General features: G+C 63.2%; 12 protein-coding genes and 1 pseudogene. 4 read left to right on the plus strand and 9 right to left on the minus strand.

The genetic code is table 11. The annotated features are described in order from the left end of the window. The first annotated feature begins 16 nt into the window (after positions 1 to 16). Positions 17 to 909 (plus strand): annotated as a pseudogene (locus O7626_RS30185) (IS5 family transposase). Between the two features lie 624 nt (positions 910 to 1,533). Here the strand turns inward: O7626_RS30185 and O7626_RS30190 are convergent. Then, entirely contained in the window at positions 1,534 to 3,810 is a 2,277-nt protein-coding gene (locus O7626_RS30190; protein WP_278064427.1) for an N-6 DNA methylase, read from the minus strand. Positions 3,811 to 3,982: 172 nt separating this feature from the next. On the opposite strand from O7626_RS30190, the gene O7626_RS30195 reads away from it, so the two are divergent. Further along, positions 3,983 to 4,270: a hypothetical protein gene (locus O7626_RS30195; RefSeq protein ID WP_278064428.1), complete on the plus strand. Its 288-nt coding sequence runs from the start codon at positions 3,983 to 3,985 to the stop codon at positions 4,268 to 4,270. Between the two features lie 29 nt (positions 4,271 to 4,299). Here the strand turns inward: O7626_RS30195 and O7626_RS30200 are convergent, their stop codons facing one another. The 4 genes from O7626_RS30200 to O7626_RS30215 form a co-directional block, all read right to left on the minus strand. Continuing rightward, positions 4,300 to 6,771: a DEAD/DEAH box helicase family protein gene (locus tag O7626_RS30200; protein WP_278064429.1), complete on the minus strand. Its 2,472-nt coding sequence runs from the start codon at positions 6,769 to 6,771 to the stop codon at positions 4,300 to 4,302. A 528-nt stretch (positions 6,772 to 7,299) separates the two neighbouring features. Next, complete coding sequence (locus tag O7626_RS30205) at positions 7,300 to 7,722, minus strand: transposase (protein ID WP_278064430.1); 423 nt, start codon at positions 7,720 to 7,722, stop codon at positions 7,300 to 7,302. Positions 7,723 to 8,122: 400 nt separating this feature from the next. Next, complete coding sequence (locus O7626_RS30210) at positions 8,123 to 8,848, minus strand: hypothetical protein (RefSeq protein ID WP_278064431.1); 726 nt, start codon at positions 8,846 to 8,848, stop codon at positions 8,123 to 8,125. A 41-nt stretch (positions 8,849 to 8,889) separates the two neighbouring features. Continuing rightward, positions 8,890 to 9,384, minus strand: a complete 495-nt coding sequence (locus O7626_RS30215) for a hypothetical protein (RefSeq protein WP_278064432.1) — start codon at positions 9,382 to 9,384, stop codon at positions 8,890 to 8,892. A gap of 945 nt (positions 9,385 to 10,329) precedes the next feature. Between O7626_RS30215 and O7626_RS30220 the strand changes: the two genes are divergently transcribed. Then, positions 10,330 to 11,577, plus strand: a complete 1,248-nt coding sequence (locus O7626_RS30220; protein WP_278064433.1) for a cytochrome P450 — start codon at positions 10,330 to 10,332, stop codon at positions 11,575 to 11,577. Positions 11,578 to 11,689: 112 nt separating this feature from the next. After that, positions 11,690 to 12,064, plus strand: coding sequence for a hypothetical protein (locus tag O7626_RS30225; RefSeq protein ID WP_278064434.1), 375 nt, complete (start codon positions 11,690 to 11,692; stop codon positions 12,062 to 12,064). A gap of 233 nt (positions 12,065 to 12,297) precedes the next feature. Here O7626_RS30225 and O7626_RS30230 read toward each other — a convergent pair whose 3' ends face one another. The 4 genes from O7626_RS30230 to O7626_RS30245 all read right to left on the minus strand — a co-directional run bounded on the left by O7626_RS30230 (position 12,298) and on the right by O7626_RS30245 (position 16,060). Then, positions 12,298 to 13,683 (minus strand): FAD-dependent monooxygenase, encoded by a 1,386-nt coding sequence (locus O7626_RS30230; RefSeq protein ID WP_278064435.1) that lies wholly within the window; start codon positions 13,681 to 13,683, stop codon positions 12,298 to 12,300. Between the two features lie 27 nt (positions 13,684 to 13,710). Beyond that, complete coding sequence (locus O7626_RS30235; RefSeq protein WP_278064436.1) at positions 13,711 to 14,928, minus strand: MAB_1171c family putative transporter; 1,218 nt, start codon at positions 14,926 to 14,928, stop codon at positions 13,711 to 13,713. Beyond that, the gene (locus O7626_RS30240; RefSeq protein ID WP_278064437.1) at positions 14,925 to 15,482 is read right to left on the minus strand and encodes a hypothetical protein; all 558 of its coding nucleotides are present in this window, start codon (positions 15,480 to 15,482) and stop codon (positions 14,925 to 14,927) included. The genes O7626_RS30235 and O7626_RS30240 overlap by 4 nt, the downstream gene beginning before the upstream one ends. Before the next feature lie 89 nt (positions 15,483 to 15,571). Next, on the minus strand, positions 15,572 to 16,060 hold the full coding sequence (locus O7626_RS30245) for a hypothetical protein (protein ID WP_278064438.1): 489 nt from the start codon (positions 16,058 to 16,060) through the stop codon (positions 15,572 to 15,574). Between the last annotated feature and the right edge of the window lie 357 nt (positions 16,061 to 16,417).

Genomic DNA, 16,417 nt, shown 5'->3' on the forward strand with positions numbered 1-16,417 from the left:
TGAAACCGGAGACCTCGTGGACACCCTAGCGGTGACGAGGCGGTTCGACCTGACCGACGCCCAGTGGGCGACGCTGGAGCCGCTGCTGCCAGCGGCGAAGCGGCCGGGTCGACCGTCGTCGTGGAGCAGACGGCAGTTGATCGACGGGATCCGGTGGCGGATCCGGGTCGGTGCCCCATGGCGGGACGTGCCGCCCCAGTACGGGTCCTGGTCGGCGGTGTACGCCCTGTTCCGACGTTGGCAGCGCAACGGGACCTGGCAGCGGATCCTCACCGCGTTGCAGGCGCGTGCCGACGCCGCCGGTCAGATCACCTGGGACGTGTCGGTGGACTCGACCACCGCCCGAGCCCACCAGCACGCCGCCGGAGCGAGGAAAAGGGGGCTCTGCAGGCCGAACCACCGGGCGGCGTCAGCATCGAGCCGGACGATCACGCCCTGGGGCGTTCTCGCGGCGGGTTGACCACGAAGCTGCACCTGGCGTGTGAGCAGGGACAGAAACCCCTCGCCATCGTGCTGACCGCCGGACAGCGCGGCGACAGCCCGCAGTTCGTCCCGGTCCTGGCCGCCATCCGCGTACCCCGCCTGGCCACCGACCGCCCGAGGACCCGCCCGGACCGGGTCCTGGCCGACAAGGCGTACACGTCCAAGGCCAACCGTTCCTATCTACGACGACGCGGTATCGCCGCGACGATCCCGAGCAAGACCGACCAGGACGCCCACCGGCGGGCCAAGGGCTCCAAGGGCGGACGGCCACCAGCTTTCGACCCCAAAATCTACAAGCAGCGTCACGCCGTGGAGTGCGGCATCAACCGCCTCAAACGCCACCGGGCTGTATCCACCAGGTTCGACAAACTCGCTGTCCGCTACAAAGCCACCATCCACCTCGCCGCCATCAACGAGTGGCTGTGACCAACTTCGACACACGGCCTAGGCGACGCACAGATCGTGTTGGCCGTAGACGTCTCACCATGGATACGGTCAAACGCGCCAACAGCCCGCGACCTTTGTTCTGCCACATTGACGGGCGGGCCGAAACCGCCTCCCAGTTCATCCCGGCTGGCCATACTCCTTCGTCTCCGCTCTGAGGGACCCGCGTCCTGGACCACGGTCTTGGACGCCGTGCGGCTCGGGCCAGCCGACGACGCACCGCTATCCAGCTGCGAACGGTGGTGGAGCGTCTGATGACCACCGGGCAGCGGAATCACGGCGCCTCCGCATCCTCCGGTCTGTGGTGGTCCTTGCGTCCCTCGCTACTGCTGTCAATGTCGACCGCTACTGGCACGCGTTGCTGGGTTGGACCCGTCCGAAGATCCGTACTTCCGCACCGTTGAACCTGGCTGATCATCACCGCGCACGCCCGACTCCGCTTCGGCCGCCCCTCGCCGTCGACCTACGAGGGCGCTGGGAGAGATCCGTCGCCCCCGGGCTGCTTTCGCCAGCACGCATCCAGATCTCTACGGACTGTCCGGGAGCGACCGAGGCAAGGGAGTCTCTTCCTTGACCATTGCGGTGCTCGAGACGGCATGACACCCATCATGAGGATCCACTGAAGGCAGCATTGAGTAGCGATAGGCGAAGAGCTTTAGACTTCTCTTGTTGCTCAATCACGGCCTTGTCGATGCTCATCAGGCTATCAAGGTGCATAGCGATCTGACGCTGCTTCTGCAAGTCTGGAAGCGGGACCTCGGTTGCAAGTAACCTTGCGACGTTCACTCGCTGGCGACGGGAACCCATCCCTGTGGTTCCGTGCCGTAGTCGCGCATGCAGCTCCGGCCAGCGCGCTAAATGAGCTACATAGCTAGGGTCAGCCACTTCGGTATTAATGTCGAAGGTCGGGAACTCTTGCGAGACGAAGACTCCTTCGAAATCCTTGGTTACCGTGGCGAGCGCCCCTTCCCACGCGAACAGTTTACTAAACACGAACTGGTTAACATGCAAGCGATAGAGCGTGCGATAATTCGTTTCCGATCCGTAAATCATAGGCCGCTTGAACAGGCCACGGCCATAGCTGTATACGCCAGCTGTAATGTATCGCTCTTCTTCCTCCACTGTCACCGGGTCTGCTGACAGCGTCAAAATCTTGCTTAACGGCGACCATGGCGCATTTTTGATAGCACCTTCCACCGGGGTGAGTCCATCCAGCAGTTCCAGGATCTGACGCTCGGTTGCCACAAGGTCCACTATTAGATCACTTGGATTGCGATGGCTAAGACCAGTGGCCGCGCTTGGGTTAGGGCGGTCAAGATTGAAGTCGTCTTGTTCGATGTCCGCCCGCGACACGCGCCAGGCAAGGTGATTTTCAATTCGACCATCACGATGCTCACCGCCCCACCACTCAATGCAGTCGGCGAATTCCTCGTAGCGCATGGGCTTGGTCTTTGAATACCCTCGCCGGCCTTCCGGAGCGGGCATCTGATAGAACCAAGTCTCTTTCGTTGGCCCGGTTTTCTCGAAGAAGAGCAGATTCGCAGGTATCGGAGTATACGGCGCGAATACTCCTTGGCCAAGCCGCACTATAGTGTGCAGGTTGCATTCTTTCAAAAGCTTTTCCCTGACGCGCGGACCAATCCCAGCTCCCGAAAGAACGCCGTTAGGTAGCACGACCGCGCACCGGCCGCCGGGCTCCAGTTTATCAATGACGGCCTGAAGATACAGTAACGAAGTCTCTTTCGTTCGGAGGCCCTGAGGAAAGCGTTGTGCGACCGAGCTCTCTTCCTCCCCACCAAACGGCGGGTTAGTTAGGACGACGCGCACTCGGTTCGCCGGCTTGTTCTCGTTAAGCATCCGAATGAGTGCATTGTCCCGAATAACTGCCGGACTGTTGACATGATGCAGGATAAGGTTCATTACGCATAGCAGGTAGGGAAGAGGTTTCTTCTCGATTCCACGAAGATTGGCATGCAGTTCAGCCAGCAGTACACTGCTGTTTGCCGAGGTGCGGAGTTTTTCAAACGCTTCAACCAGGAATCCCCCTGTCCCGCAGGCGGGGTCGAGGATACTTTCTCCGAGCTTGAGAAACGTCTGTTCGACCATGAACTTAATGACTGGCCGAGGCGTATAAAACTCGCCTGAATCTCCTGCCGCATCGCGCATCTCCTTGAGGATGGACTCGTAGAGAAACGCGATCGCGTGGTAGTCGTCGGAGGTACGGAAGTTAATCCGGTTCACCTGGTCGACGAGATCGCGGAGCAGCACCCCGGATAGCATTCGGTTGTTGATTTCTTTAAAGACCGTAGAAATGATGTTTCTCGGATCCGACGGGTCCTTGCTCGACGGAAGGTCGCGGAGATATGGAAGCAGGTCATCATTCACAAATTTCAGTAGGCGTTCGCCACTGAAGTCCTGATCGGAGGCCCAAGTCTTCCAGCGGTACCGTTCATCTATCGCTGGCTTGAAGCGCGGTCCCTCAATAAGGAATCGCTCTTCCTCGAGGGTGTCGAAGGCCCGAAGAAAGAGGAGCCAGGAGAGTTGAGGAAGCCGGTCGAGATCACCGTTTAGGCCGGCGTCCTTGCGCATGATGTCGCGGGCAGATTTGATTGCCGATCCGAACTGGGCGCGAGTGGTCGGTGGTACGTCGTTCCTCTTTGTTGCCATGTCAAATTCCGTTCGGTTGTCGGCAGTCAGAGCGTTGGACCAGAAGGCGTAAATCAGGTTCATCGCGTCGGTCGCCGCCGCTTTGGTAACGGTGACGTCGGCCCACGATCGTCGGGTATTCTCTAACGTCAGTGCGGTGGCGGATCGGGGAGGCGTTGTCGGTCGGGACGGAAGGCGGTCCGAATCGGCGAGTAGCGCTTCGGCGTCTTGCCTCACCCACGATGTCCCCGACGCCACCGTACATGACAATGGCAAGATCGGGATCATTGATGGCACATCCACCAATGGAGAACATAAACCTCAGGATCGCGCCGGACGAGAGTTCTCGGTCGCCTAGCGTCAATGCGAGTCGGCAAAGTAGGCGGTCAGGGATGAGGCAGCAGAGTCGGTGACGACCCGAGAAACGACGAACCAAGTGATTGTTCTCTTCGCCGAAGAGGCCGGAGTGCTCCCAGAGTCGAACGATGCGGCAATCGGCGTGCTGCCAATTGCCGTGCTGCACGTGGCATTGCTGGACCTGATAGCTGTGCCCGACGTCGCGTGCCTGCGCCACGTTGAAGCACGCTCGCCGGCTTGCGCTGAGGCGCCAGAGCAGACTACGAGCACTGCGGGGATCAGCCAGCACGCGGAGATGCTACCACGCAGAATACTGCAATTCACTGGTAGCGTAACGTGAACGAGCCACGCAAGGCGTAATCGTACCGCTTAGGCCGCCACGCTAAACAGTCGTGTGCCAAGGTTGTCCAGAGCCTCATGCAGCTTATCGCCCCCATCAAACCGCTCGGCAAGTTCAATGATCGTCCCATGCTCGGTAAACGGTGCGACCTGTAGTGCGCTAGGCGACAGCTCAGACGGGCCGTACGCGGCGTACTTCTCTAGCACGAGGTCCAGTATCTCCCGCGCTCGGGTGGGGAATCCGGCGAGGAAGTCCCGATGTTCGCGGCGTAGCCGGGCTACCCGCTCATCGCGGCTGACAAGGGGGAATTCCCAGCCGACGTGCAACAGCAGGTCGATCGGGTCGACCTCCGGATGTTGGAGCTTCTCTGGGAGTTCGGAGACGGGAATGTCGGCGGCTTCAAGTGCTTCGCTGAGCAGACGCCGACTCTTGGCTATCGCCCACTGCGCTCGAAGATTGACAGGGTCAAGGTCCAGTTCGATGAGTCGAGCCTGGACGTACTGGCGGTACGTCACCAGGCGCAGTCGGCGGCCGTCGCCCTCTAGGACGTAGAATGCCTCGCCCCAGACAAATACATCGACACCGTTGACGTAGAGGCGGATGCCGTTGGCGCGGATGTTGTCGATCTGGTCGGGGTCGTCCACTACCTTGGCAGGGCCATCGCTTGCAGCTGTCTTGTCTGCGGCATTGCCGTCCTGCTCCTGGTAATCGGGCCTAGGACCGGCGGCTTCTTCCGTCAAGACTTCGTCAGCCTCTGGCTGCTCTATTGTGGTCTCGAAGGTGCCGTCGTCGTCAACGTCGTCCCGCACCATACGGATCGGTGGACCGTCGAAAGTCGGATCGTTGAACAGGACCGTCGCCTCGACAAAGTCAATGATGTCAAATGATGACTTCCTCACATCCTCACACACCCGGGTACCGCGACCGATGATCTGCTTGAACTCTGGCATGGAACCGATACGTCGAAATAGCACGATGTTGCGTACCGATGGCATATCGACCCCGGTGGTGAGCAAGCGAGACGTCACCGCGATAACAGGCTCATCGGTGTCGATCTTCTTGAACCGGTCCAACAACGCCCGGCCAGGATCACCATCGTCGTCGGTGATCCGGCAAACATAGTCGGGATACCGCTGGACCATGTCGTAATTCGCGTTGTGTAATGCCTGCCGCATTCGGTGTGCGTGGTCATTGTTTTCGCAGAACACGATCGTCTTACCCAACCGATCGGTCTCCCGTAGGTAGTTGGTCAGGTAGGCTGCAGCTTCCTCGGTGCGTTCGAGGATTGCCAGAACCCGCTCGTGGTCCTTGGGCGTATACAGCCGATCCGGAATCTCGTTGCCGTAAATGTCGCGCTGCCCTGCGTTTGGCCGCCATCCCATAATATCGACATTGAGGCGCGCCTTCCGAACTCGATAGGGCGCCAGGTAACCGTCCTCAATTCCCTGAGCCAATGAATACTCATACACTTGGTCGCCGAAGTAGTTGTATGTGTCGGCATCGCGCTTGCTGATCGGTGTCGCTGTCATCCCGATTTGCGTCGCCGGACTGAAGTACTTCAGGATATTGCTCCATTGTGCCTCATCTCGGGCGCTTCCTCGATGACACTCATCAACAATGATCAGATCGAAGTAGTCCGGATCATAGCGCGTGTATAGTGGCTGATCGTTGCCGCGGTCGAGCGTCTGATAGAGTGCAAAGTAGATGTCCCGGCCACGTGCCGCAACACCGCGCTCTATCTTGTGGACCACGTCCCCGAACCCCTGGATGAAGTACTCGTCCTTTGGCTGGTCAATCAACATGCTGCGGTCGGCGAGGTAGAGAACGCGAGGGGGGCGGTCTCCCATCCACTCGGCGCGCCGCAGCTTGGCGACGATCAGGTAGGCAACTAGCGTTTTGCCAGTCCCAGTAGCGAGAGTCAACAGAATCCGCTTATCGCCACGGGCGATTGCGTGAACGGCACGGTTGACCGCCACCTTTTGGTAGTAGCGTGCCTCGCGTGGTGTATTGTTGAAATTGCGTAACTGCTGGTCGAAGGGCATCAACACCACTTCGGTCTGCAGCCCGCCGTCGAGACCTCGCGCTTGCCGATAGCGGGCAAGTAGCTTCTCCGGGGAAGGGAACGCCTCAACGTCGGTCATCAGGCCCGTTGCCAGATCAATTTCGTGGATCACGCGACCGTTCGTTGCGTACGCGAATGGCACGTCAAGCAACCGTGCGTACCGCTTAGCCTGTTCGATGCCGTCGGCGGCGTTCTTGCTGGTCCGTTTGGCCTCTACGATCCCGAGCGGGAGTCCATCAGGGTGCTCCAACACATAGTCAGCCTTCAGCTTCGGCTGACGCGAATGCCGCCGGGTGGTAGCGACCAACTTGCCGGCATTAATCGGGTATTGCGGCCAGATCTGCTCCTCCGGCCAGCCCGAGGCGGCAAGCGCGGGCAGCACGAACCATTGGCACGTTTCGTCCTCAGTCAGCCTCTCAGCACCAAACGTCACCACCACTTCTTACACGATGCGGACGACACTCACTACCCGCCCGGACTTCGAGTGCAGCGCGCCAGCCGCTACGCGGCCGGTCTCCAACATCCCGGGAGAGCGGCGCCACCTGGATGCTGCGCCTCGTGCCACCCGCAGCCTGGACGCGATCTCTGCGGTCGGCCCCCTGCGCGAACAGTGCCGCAGCCAGCTCCCGTCCTGACTGCCGACAGGCACAAGCGGCCCCGTTGACTGGTTCCGACCGCCGGGGCAACCCTCGTTCCGCAATGCCGCGCTTGATCGATCTCGTAGCGGCGGCCTGTTCTAGACCGGCGCGCGAATCGCGGCGACGACCGCCGCCGCCCGGTCCAGCCGGGCCAAGTGCGCGGCGGTTACCCGCTCCACCTCGGCGATGTCGCGGGTCGGCGCGTGCTTGCTAGGCGTCAGCGCGGAGGACGTGCGGGTGACCCGGCCCACAGGCGACGTTCGTCGTCGAGTACCCGTGTGACCGGTTCTGCCGCATCGAGGTAGAGCTGATCGGTGAGCGCGGCCAAGTCACGGTCCAGCAGATGTGGGAGAACCCTGACGTGCTACACCGACGCGTACATGAACCCGAACTCGCCGAGGTCGATGTGCCGGCCGTCGACCAAGTCGCGGTGCGGCGTCCTGCGGCGACCGTCTTCCGTTCGGCACCCGGACGATGCGTTGATCGTCGACGGTGAACAGCGTTCTCGCCAGCTCACCCTTCTTGAGATCACCCGTGTCGTCCAGGATCAGCACCCCGTCCGGGGCGCCAAGCGTGTCGACCGCATAGCCGTGAACATCGTCGCGCACCTTGTCTGCGTCCCAGACCGCCTCACCCAACAGCCGCTGCATTGCATGCGGCGATGCGTGTCCGGCCTGCTCCGTCAACTGCCAACACGACCGGCTTTCTACATCGGAGAGCAACCCGAGCAGGAACGCCCGCGCCTTGTCCACACCGACAACGACGGGTCGGGCTGGGACTGTCAACACCGACCGCGCGTACACCCCGCGCATCGCGCCGTAGACAGTTCGGACAGAGCCACGCCTGAGGCAGCAGCCAGGCAATCCCGACCGCTCGAACCTGCAAACCCTCCCCTGCGCCCCCACATCGGTGCAACGCACACCGGCAATGCTGTCAGCAGCAGGGACATCCCGCTTACTCGCTACATAAAGATCAAATACCTGCAGGTGTATCTCCGGCAGCGGGCACGTCACAGAACTGAAACAGCGGAACATGGTTGACCGCTATCTAGTTGTAAAAGTCACCTTCGTGATCGGGTAGCACAGCGTGAGGGCGCCCTGGCCGCTGGCCAGGGGGTCCTCACGATGTGGGTCCTCTGCGGGTGACGTCAGCTCAGACGCGAAGGTAATCCATCGTCTGGCGAGCGACCTCCGCGAGTGCTCGCGCGAGACCGCCATACATGGGAAGCATCTGCCGTTGCAGTGGCACCCAGACGAGCCTTATGTGCATGTTGCCGTCATACGCCACCACCGCCGGCCCTGCGTCCTTCTCTACGTAGGCGTATGCGGCGGTGCCCAGCCCGGATATTGGCGTCAGGACGATGTCGCCGGGAATCGTGCGTCGGAGGCCCTCGTACGTACCTTCTGCGCTGCTGTTGCCGAAGATCGTTATCTCGGCCATCGCCACGCCGTGGGTCTCACCCTCGCCAAGGGCGACGCTGCATCTCAACGTCGCCATGGAACCCAAGACGGTGCTGCTCTCTTGGGGATCGCTGCCCGGCTTGCCGCCAACCTCCGCTGCGATCGGAGCCCACCCGACGGCCACACAGGGCCGGCCCACGGACTCGTAGACGCCGTGGGACGTGGCAGGTGTCACCGAGAACCCAACGCCGTCGGGACTCTGCTGCTTGCCGGAGGGCGCCGCAACTGGCGCGCTCTCGCGGCGGTCCGTCGGCCAATAGACGATCGCGGTAGCGAGCACGGAGCCGATCGCGATTGCCACTACCAGAGCGAGGATCGTGACGGGAAGACGCCGCCGTGGTCGGCGCGTCACCTCCTGGAGTATCGCCTGCCCACGAGAAGCGGGGGAACCACCTTCGTCATCTACGATGTTCGACATCGTCTGTCCTCCTTGGCTACTCAATTCCCTACCGACGACGTTCAATCCCCTACCGACGACGTGCCCGCCACCTGGGCGTCCCTCTGCGCATTTGTCACTGCTTGAACGGAAGGGCATCTGGTCACGATCTCGACAGCCAACCTGACGACTGCCCGGCGAGCCGCCGCACCGAGCTGTCGTACGTCGATTGGCTCGGGTCGCGCCAGTACGGGATCCCAGGGCACGGTGACGACGGCATGCGCGGCTTCGGCGGCTTGTTGCTGCGCGAGCCGCACCTCTCGCGGGTTGTGCGGCCGACCAACGACCAGGGTGAGAATTGCCTGATCGGCTAACCCGTCGGCGACATGGCGAAGCTGTGCCAGGAGGCGAAGTGTGTGTTGAACACTTTCGCGGGTCGCCCGACACACGAGGACGGGAACGGCGCAACCGGCCAACGCTGACCAGGTGCCTCGCACCTCGACTTGCGGTAGATCGAGGAGGGCGATCGAGTAGACTTGGCGGATCCGTTCAACCAGTGCGTAGGTCTCATGCAGCATCGGCGCTCGTCGCGCGCCCCCGGCTGCCGTTTCCTCCGCAGCCAGTGCGTGTAGCCCAGTGGGGCCGTGCTGAACGTATCGCTCAACGGATTGTCTGTCGGTGAGTATGCACGCGTTGTCTACGGCGTCCCAAACGCTACGCGACGTGCCGGCGATCCGGCGCCCGAGTCCGCCCCAGTTTCGGCCGGTGGCGTCGATGGCGATGACAGGATCGGGGCAGGCCAGCGCCAAGACCCCGCCCACCGCTGCGGTAATAGCCGACCTACCAACTCCACCGTCGGCGGACCCGAAACCGACCACGGCGCACGGCGGGCTAAGCCGCGCCGCACGCAGCCACAGAACCTCGGCATCATCTGATCGGAAACGCCGTGGCACGGGCGGCAACGCCAACCCTCCATCGACGCGACGTGTCTGAATACCCGGACTGCCGTCGTCAACTGACTCGGACAGATCAAGGGACGACCGGTAGTCGTCGGAGTCTTCACCGGTCCCGGCCATAACAACCACCTTCACAACTCGTCATACCGCTGCTCGTGTTAGATGAATGTGCGCCGTGTCGGGCGCTGGGAGCAGACACCCGACACGGCTGTGCGATTCCCGCACGCACGGTCCCCCCTCGCAGAGGTCATCTCGACCCCATCGTGCGTCTCGCAGGTCTCACCCTTCGCAATCTGTTCTACCGGGTGTGCGATTGGCTAGATGACGGCGGGTGACTCGATGTGTCGGCATGTGCCGCGCGGTGTCGGGATGTGCTTGTCGTTCGTCCTGGTAGAAGCGCCGAAGTGGCTTGCGAGTCACAAGGCGACACGTAGCCGAAGCTGTGATCTCCCGCTACGTTCCTCATCGCAGGCGAAACCAAGAGTCGACCCGATGAACCGCATCCGGTTGCTCTCTTGACGGCAGATGTCATTCACGCTCAACATCCACATCCAGCGGAGGTCAACGATGCAATTGCGGCCATTCACCGGCGCCTACCTCACCGACCCGGCCGTCGTCTGGCGCGAGCTGTTGAACGCGCCGGAGGATGTGCACTTCGCCGATGATCTCGGGTTGTGGCTGATCAGTCGCCATGAGCACGTGCATCGGGCCTTGGCGGATGCGGGGACTTTCGGCAACGCGCTCACCCTGGCACCGATCTACGAGATGTGTCCGGAGGCGCGGAGCGTCGTCATGCGCCTGGACGTACCGCCTACCACGGCGGCAGCGGATTCGCCGGTGCACGCCCGCACCCGGCGGGCGTTGCGGGCCACCTTCGCCAACACCGGCCCTCGGGTCGCCGACCAGTACGGCCCGATCGTGCATCGTCGCGTGGCAGAGCTGGTCGACCGGATTGCCGACCGGCGGGCTGGGGTGGTCGACCTGGTGTCCGAGTTCGCCGCGCTGCTACCCCTGCTGGTGGTGGTGGACATCCTCGGCGTGCCCGAGCGGGACGTGCCCCGTATCCGAAGGTGGGCCGACGGGCAGATCGCGTTGATCTGGGGCCAGCCGGAGCCGGCCGAGCAGGTCCGGTTAGCCCAAGCGTTGCTCGACTTTTGGCACTACTGCCAGGCACTCGTCTCACAGCGCCTCCGCGAGGGAGCCACCGGCGACGACTTCGTCAGCCGCGCGCTGCGCCACCGTGGCGGCGACGATGCCGTGCTCAGCGCTGCCGAGGCGGCGAGTCTGGCGTTCAACCTCCTGGTGGCCGGGCACGAGACCACCGCTGGGCTGCTCGCGCACGCCTTGGACCGGGCGTTGTCCGAGCCGGGACGGTGGGCGCGGATCGGCGCCGAGCCCGCTGGGGTACCGGCCTTCGTGGAGGAGGTGCTGCGGTTCGGGCCAGCGATCGACGGGTGGCTGAGGGTGACCCGCCGGCCGGTGACGATCGGCGGAGTGTTGATTCCGCCCGGCGCCCGATGCCTGGTGCTGATCGGTGCTGCCAACCGGGACCCGGCCGCCTTCGCCGATCCGGATCGGTTCGACCCGTCACGTTCCGGCAACCGGGGTCACCTCTCCTTCGGGTACGGGCCACATTTCTGTATCGGTGCCGCACTGGCCCGACTGGAGGCCCGGGTCGCCCTGGTGCGACTCGCCGAGGCGATGCCGCAACTGCGGCTCGCCGCCCGCCACCGGTCGCGGTTCAAACCCAATGTGGCCTTCCGGGCGCACCGAACGCTCCCTGTCGTTCAACCGCGCTCCAGCCAGCGCGCCTGATCTCCGCCGGCAGGCGGACCAACAACCACTGCCAAGGGGGTGGTCGACACGCGGCGCCCACAGACCTGACAACGACGAGAAGAAGCAGGAATCGCATGTAGGGGGGAAACACATGCGCAAAAGGATCATCGCGAGTGCGGTCGCGCTCCTCATCACGCTCAGCGGCGCTCTCGTCGCCGCCGGGACTCCAGCTCAGGCTGCCAGTGCCGAATGTAGCGCGCCATTCATCGGGGGAATCTTCGACCGTGGCTGCACGACCGGCACCATCTCAGCCAACACCAGTGGTCGCTTCATCGACGTCACCTTCTGGGGCTGTCGTGACACGCGCTGGCGGGTGTGGGACGCCGGCACGGGCGTGACCATCGGCAGCGGGCGCACCCCATCGGGGGGGTACATGACCAGACGGATCGGTGGCCTTTACGGCAGCTACCGAGCGCAGATCTCGACGGCCTGCTATCGAGACACGATCCGGATCGACAACACCTAGCATGAGGTCCGCGTGGGGGTGAACGCGGACGTCACCACCGGCGGCGGCTAAGGAGTATTTGACTCCTGACAGCGCTGCAACGGCTTCAGGGCGGGCGGCGGTCGAGCGGTACACGCACGACCGCCGCTGTCTGCCGCGCGATGTGTCCTGCTGCTGCACAACTCTCGTCAGGGTTGGCAGGGCCTACGGTTGATATGGCTCTATGGGGAGCGCTGGTGTTGGGTCTCCGAGTGCTACACGGAAAGTTCTTCGGCAGTGAGTGGTGGTTCGCTCGGCGGTGGTCGCTTGGGTCCTAGGATCGTTTCCAGGACGATTCGCGGCGACAGTAGAGATCTCATGGACGCGGACAGGCTGAAGACGTCAAGGAGGGCGTACGCGACGGCGCGACGGCTGATGCCGGTTCTCATCATCCGTTCGAAGTAGCGTTGGGCGAGCCGGGCTGCGGCGGGTGGACGTCGGCCGATGGCGGACGGATAGAGGATGTCTTGCCCGGTGGCCATCAGCCAGGCCGGCTCAACCGTTCGGGCGATCACCTGCTGAATTTTCTGGGCGGCCTGCGGGTCGTGATGATGCTTTCTCAGGCCGTCGCGGAGGGCGGCGACGCCGTGTGCGGCGACCGACATCCCGTGTCCGTAGATGGGATTGAAGGTAGCGACGGCATCGCCGAGGACGGCGAGGCCGTGTGGCCAGCGGGGCAATCTTTCGTAGTAGCGCCGCCTGTTGACCGTGCTCCTGGAGCCGATGACCGGTCCAGATGGCTGGGCGGATGCGATGAGGTCACCCACGATCGGGTGGCGAACCCTGCGGGCGAACTCGACGAACCGGTCTTCGTCGGTGGTGGGTTCACCTCCCCGGGTGCCAGACAGCGTTACCAGCCACCGGTCCCCTTCGATCGGCAGCAGCGTCGCCGTCTGTCCGGGGCGTGGTTCCCGAGGGTCGGCCTGGACGTTCACTACCGGAAAGCTATGTGTCGCTGTGGCCGGGGCGCGGAAGAGTCGGGTGGCGTAGGCGAGGCCGGAGTCAACGATCTCCTCCCGGACTGCTGGTAGGCCAAGGCGGGTCAGCCACTCGGGTGCGTGCGATCCGCGGCCGGTGGCGTCGACTACGAACTCGGCGTGGAGATCCTCGATGATCTGCGTCTGCTGGTCGCGGATCCGCACGCCGGTAAGCCGGGTGGCGTCTCCAAGCAGCTCCAGGACGTCGGTGGTGTCGCGGACATCGATGTCCCCGGCGCTCAGGGCCTGGTCGCGGATCACCCAGTCGAGGAGATCGCGGCTGCAGGTGATGAGGAACTGCCGGCCGTCGGGGTGCCGCTGGAACCATCCCTGAGCGGACATGGACACGAGCATGCTTGGCACTCCGATACGGTGTGCTCCGGCGGCGAGCAACCGGTCGGTCGTGCCGGGCAGCAGGGAGTCCAGCGTCCGCGCTCCACCGGACCAGAGGAGGTGAGCATGTCGGGCCTGGGGGACGCCTTTGCGAGCGGCTGGTCCGGTCGGCAACCGATCACGCTCAATGACCGTTACGGCGTACCCGTCCTCGGCCAGCACCGCTGCCGCGAGCGTGCCGGCTAGTCCTGCCCCCGCGACTACCGCACGCCTTGGTGTATTCACGGGCATCCTTCATCTCAGCTGAGTCGGCGACCGTCATGTTGGGACGACGGGGTTGCCACCATGCATTCCGATAGTGTCATCAGCAACTGAGTGGGCCGCCGTAGGCAGCGTGGAGTAGGCGCGTGAGACCTTTACGAGCCAGTCGAACTCGTCCATGCCGTCGACACCGCCGGCTACTCGTCTATCTTCTTGTCTTGTGTCCTGAGCGAAGGCTTCCCCCCGCGCCTTTGCCTTGATGGCGTATTTGAGGCAGGCTGCTTCGACCGCAGCGTCACGGTCGGCGCCTTCCACTTCGGCCCGCTGCGCATGTCGCATTGCCGTCTTGGCCACAGCCGGATTGATGTGAGGGCGTACGGCTAGGATCCCGTCACGTATCTCGGCGAGACGGCGCGTGATGCGCAGGTCGAGATCCCACCACGGCAGTCGTATCGGTGCAGCGATTTGTGGGGTGGCCGTCCTGAGCCCGTCCCACAGCGGAAAGAGTGCCCGGTATGACTGGAAGCGTCGAGCCCAGATGGAGAGCCGGGCCAAGCGGTGGCCTGCCACCGGAAACACACTTCCGACAGCGAACGCGGCTGCCGCTACTACCACTAGCCCGGGAGCGACTGACGAGCTGAGGAAGTCTAGATTGAGGCCGAACCAGCGGGCGAACACGGCGACAAGCTTGCAGATAAGGCTCGCCAGGGCAAGGCTCATTGAGACGACGATCAACCGCAGCCCGCGTCGCAACAGTGGACGTCCGGCGACCTTCGACCACTGCCACGTTGCTACCGCAATGCTGCCGTAGGCGATACTGCCGACCACGAGATAACAAAGAATCAACCCCGAAATGTAGGGCGTTCGGGCATAGTAGGTATCGAAGTCTACCCGGCGTTCGACAGGCGCGTCTCCGAGCAGAAATAAGACGATCATCGTGATGATGACCGTGCCGTATCCGAGCAGCCACAAGCGCGATCGACGCCAAGCCGTCGCTGGCGAGTACCGCCAGAATGTGAGGACGATTTGAATGGACGCGGCAAAAGCGACGACGAGGCAGTAGGCGAAGACGGCAGCGAAGTTGGGCACGCCCGTCCACCGGTTGACCGCAGCGATCCACGCCGGGTCCACGGCTAGCATCGTGCAGGAACCGATCAGGAGCATGGCACACAAGGCCCGCCGGGTCGGGTTGCGCGGGTCGGCAAGAAGGTCGCCAAGCCTATAAAGGAACGCGGCAAAGCCAAGGACCGATCCGACCCACAACCCGCCGCTCATTTGTGTCCTTGGGGCTCGACGCCGCGGCCGAGCGACGACTCCAAACGCGCCACAACGCCGCGCGCATATGGCGGGACCGTCCACTCCTGCCGAGGTAGCCAACGGCTTACCTTGGCCGCCAGCATCGACCCAAAGAGTTCGGCCTCCTGCTCCGCCTGTATTCGCGCAGCGTCCTCCTTGCCGCTCAGGCCAGCCGGCCCGGAGCCGGTGCAGTCAGTCCGTGCAGCCGCGATGCGGACCACAGCGTCAGGGCGCAGGGATGGAAAAAATGCATCCATGACAATGTCCGCTGGAATTGCCGTCAGAACGTCGCCGGTCTCGATGTGCCACATCTCGTGCCCGGTGATGAGCATCTGGTGCCACGGGCTCGTGTTCTTTTCACACAGGATGTAGTACGCGTCGTTCTTGGCTGCCCATATGCCGCTGACGCCGGGCGGGAAGGGGACCAGGCGGTGCCGGACGGGCCGGTCTAGCCGCTGCGCCATGCGGTCGCAGAGGCTGGCGATCACATGGTGCGGCTCGGTGGGTATCGGCAGGTCAAGGTCGCTGATCAAGGCGGTGCAGGCTCTACTCATGGCTCTGAGGTTCACTGACCCACCCCCGATCGTGTCTCGGGCCCGCCAGATCGCGACTGTCAGCGGCATTATGCATCTGCCTCATCCTGTTCGTCCGCTCTGCCGTGATCATCGTCATCGCTTTGATCTTCGTTGAGGATGTCATTGACGATTTTCGTTACTTCGGCGATCCGCTGTGGCGAGAGTGCCAGCGCGCGCATCGCGAGCATCCTGACGCCGTGGTTTTCCAGTGCCAGAGCGAGAGTCGCTTCCGCGTCGACCCGTTCGACCGGTTGGCCGTCGCCGAGCGCCCGCGCGAAGGTGATCTCCGCTTCTACCTGCTCGGCTGTCAGATCGTCCACAAAGAACGAGATCTTCCGCAGGCCGAAGAAGTTGGCTAGCCCAGCTAGCAGCTCGCGGGATGGGTTGCTCTTCGTGCCCTTTCGGATTGCCGACAGGTACGCGCCGCTTACCCGCACGGAAGGGTGAGAGCCTCGGATGGCCGCAGCGACCTCCTCGTTGGTGTACGTCCGTCCATTGCGCCCCTCAGGACGAATGGCGTCGAACAGACGCTCCACTCTGGCAGCAAGCCGACTGTCCGACACCGCTCACCACCCCAGATCCCACCCGCAGGATGATCACATAACGTGAAATCGCCTCAACTATGGGTTGAACATCGACGGTGTCGAGTCTAGACTCGGTCAGCGTTGAACTCAACTGTTAGTTGAAGATCCGGTTGTGGCCACTGGCCGGAGGCGCTGGGGGGCGTCTCCTCGATACCGGCCGGGCAAGGCCCGACCCAGCAGCCCTGGGGGGAGGGGCTTACACGCGTTGCAGCGGGACCGGAGGCGCGGGGCGTGTCTCGGGGCGTGGTCGACCGGCACAGTCGGCTCGAACTCGCGCTTCTTCGTCCGTGCGGATGGTGGGCTCACCGG

Source organism: Micromonospora sp. WMMD1102 (assembly GCF_029626265.1).
In the GTDB taxonomy this organism is placed as follows: domain Bacteria; phylum Actinomycetota; class Actinomycetes; order Mycobacteriales; family Micromonosporaceae; genus Plantactinospora.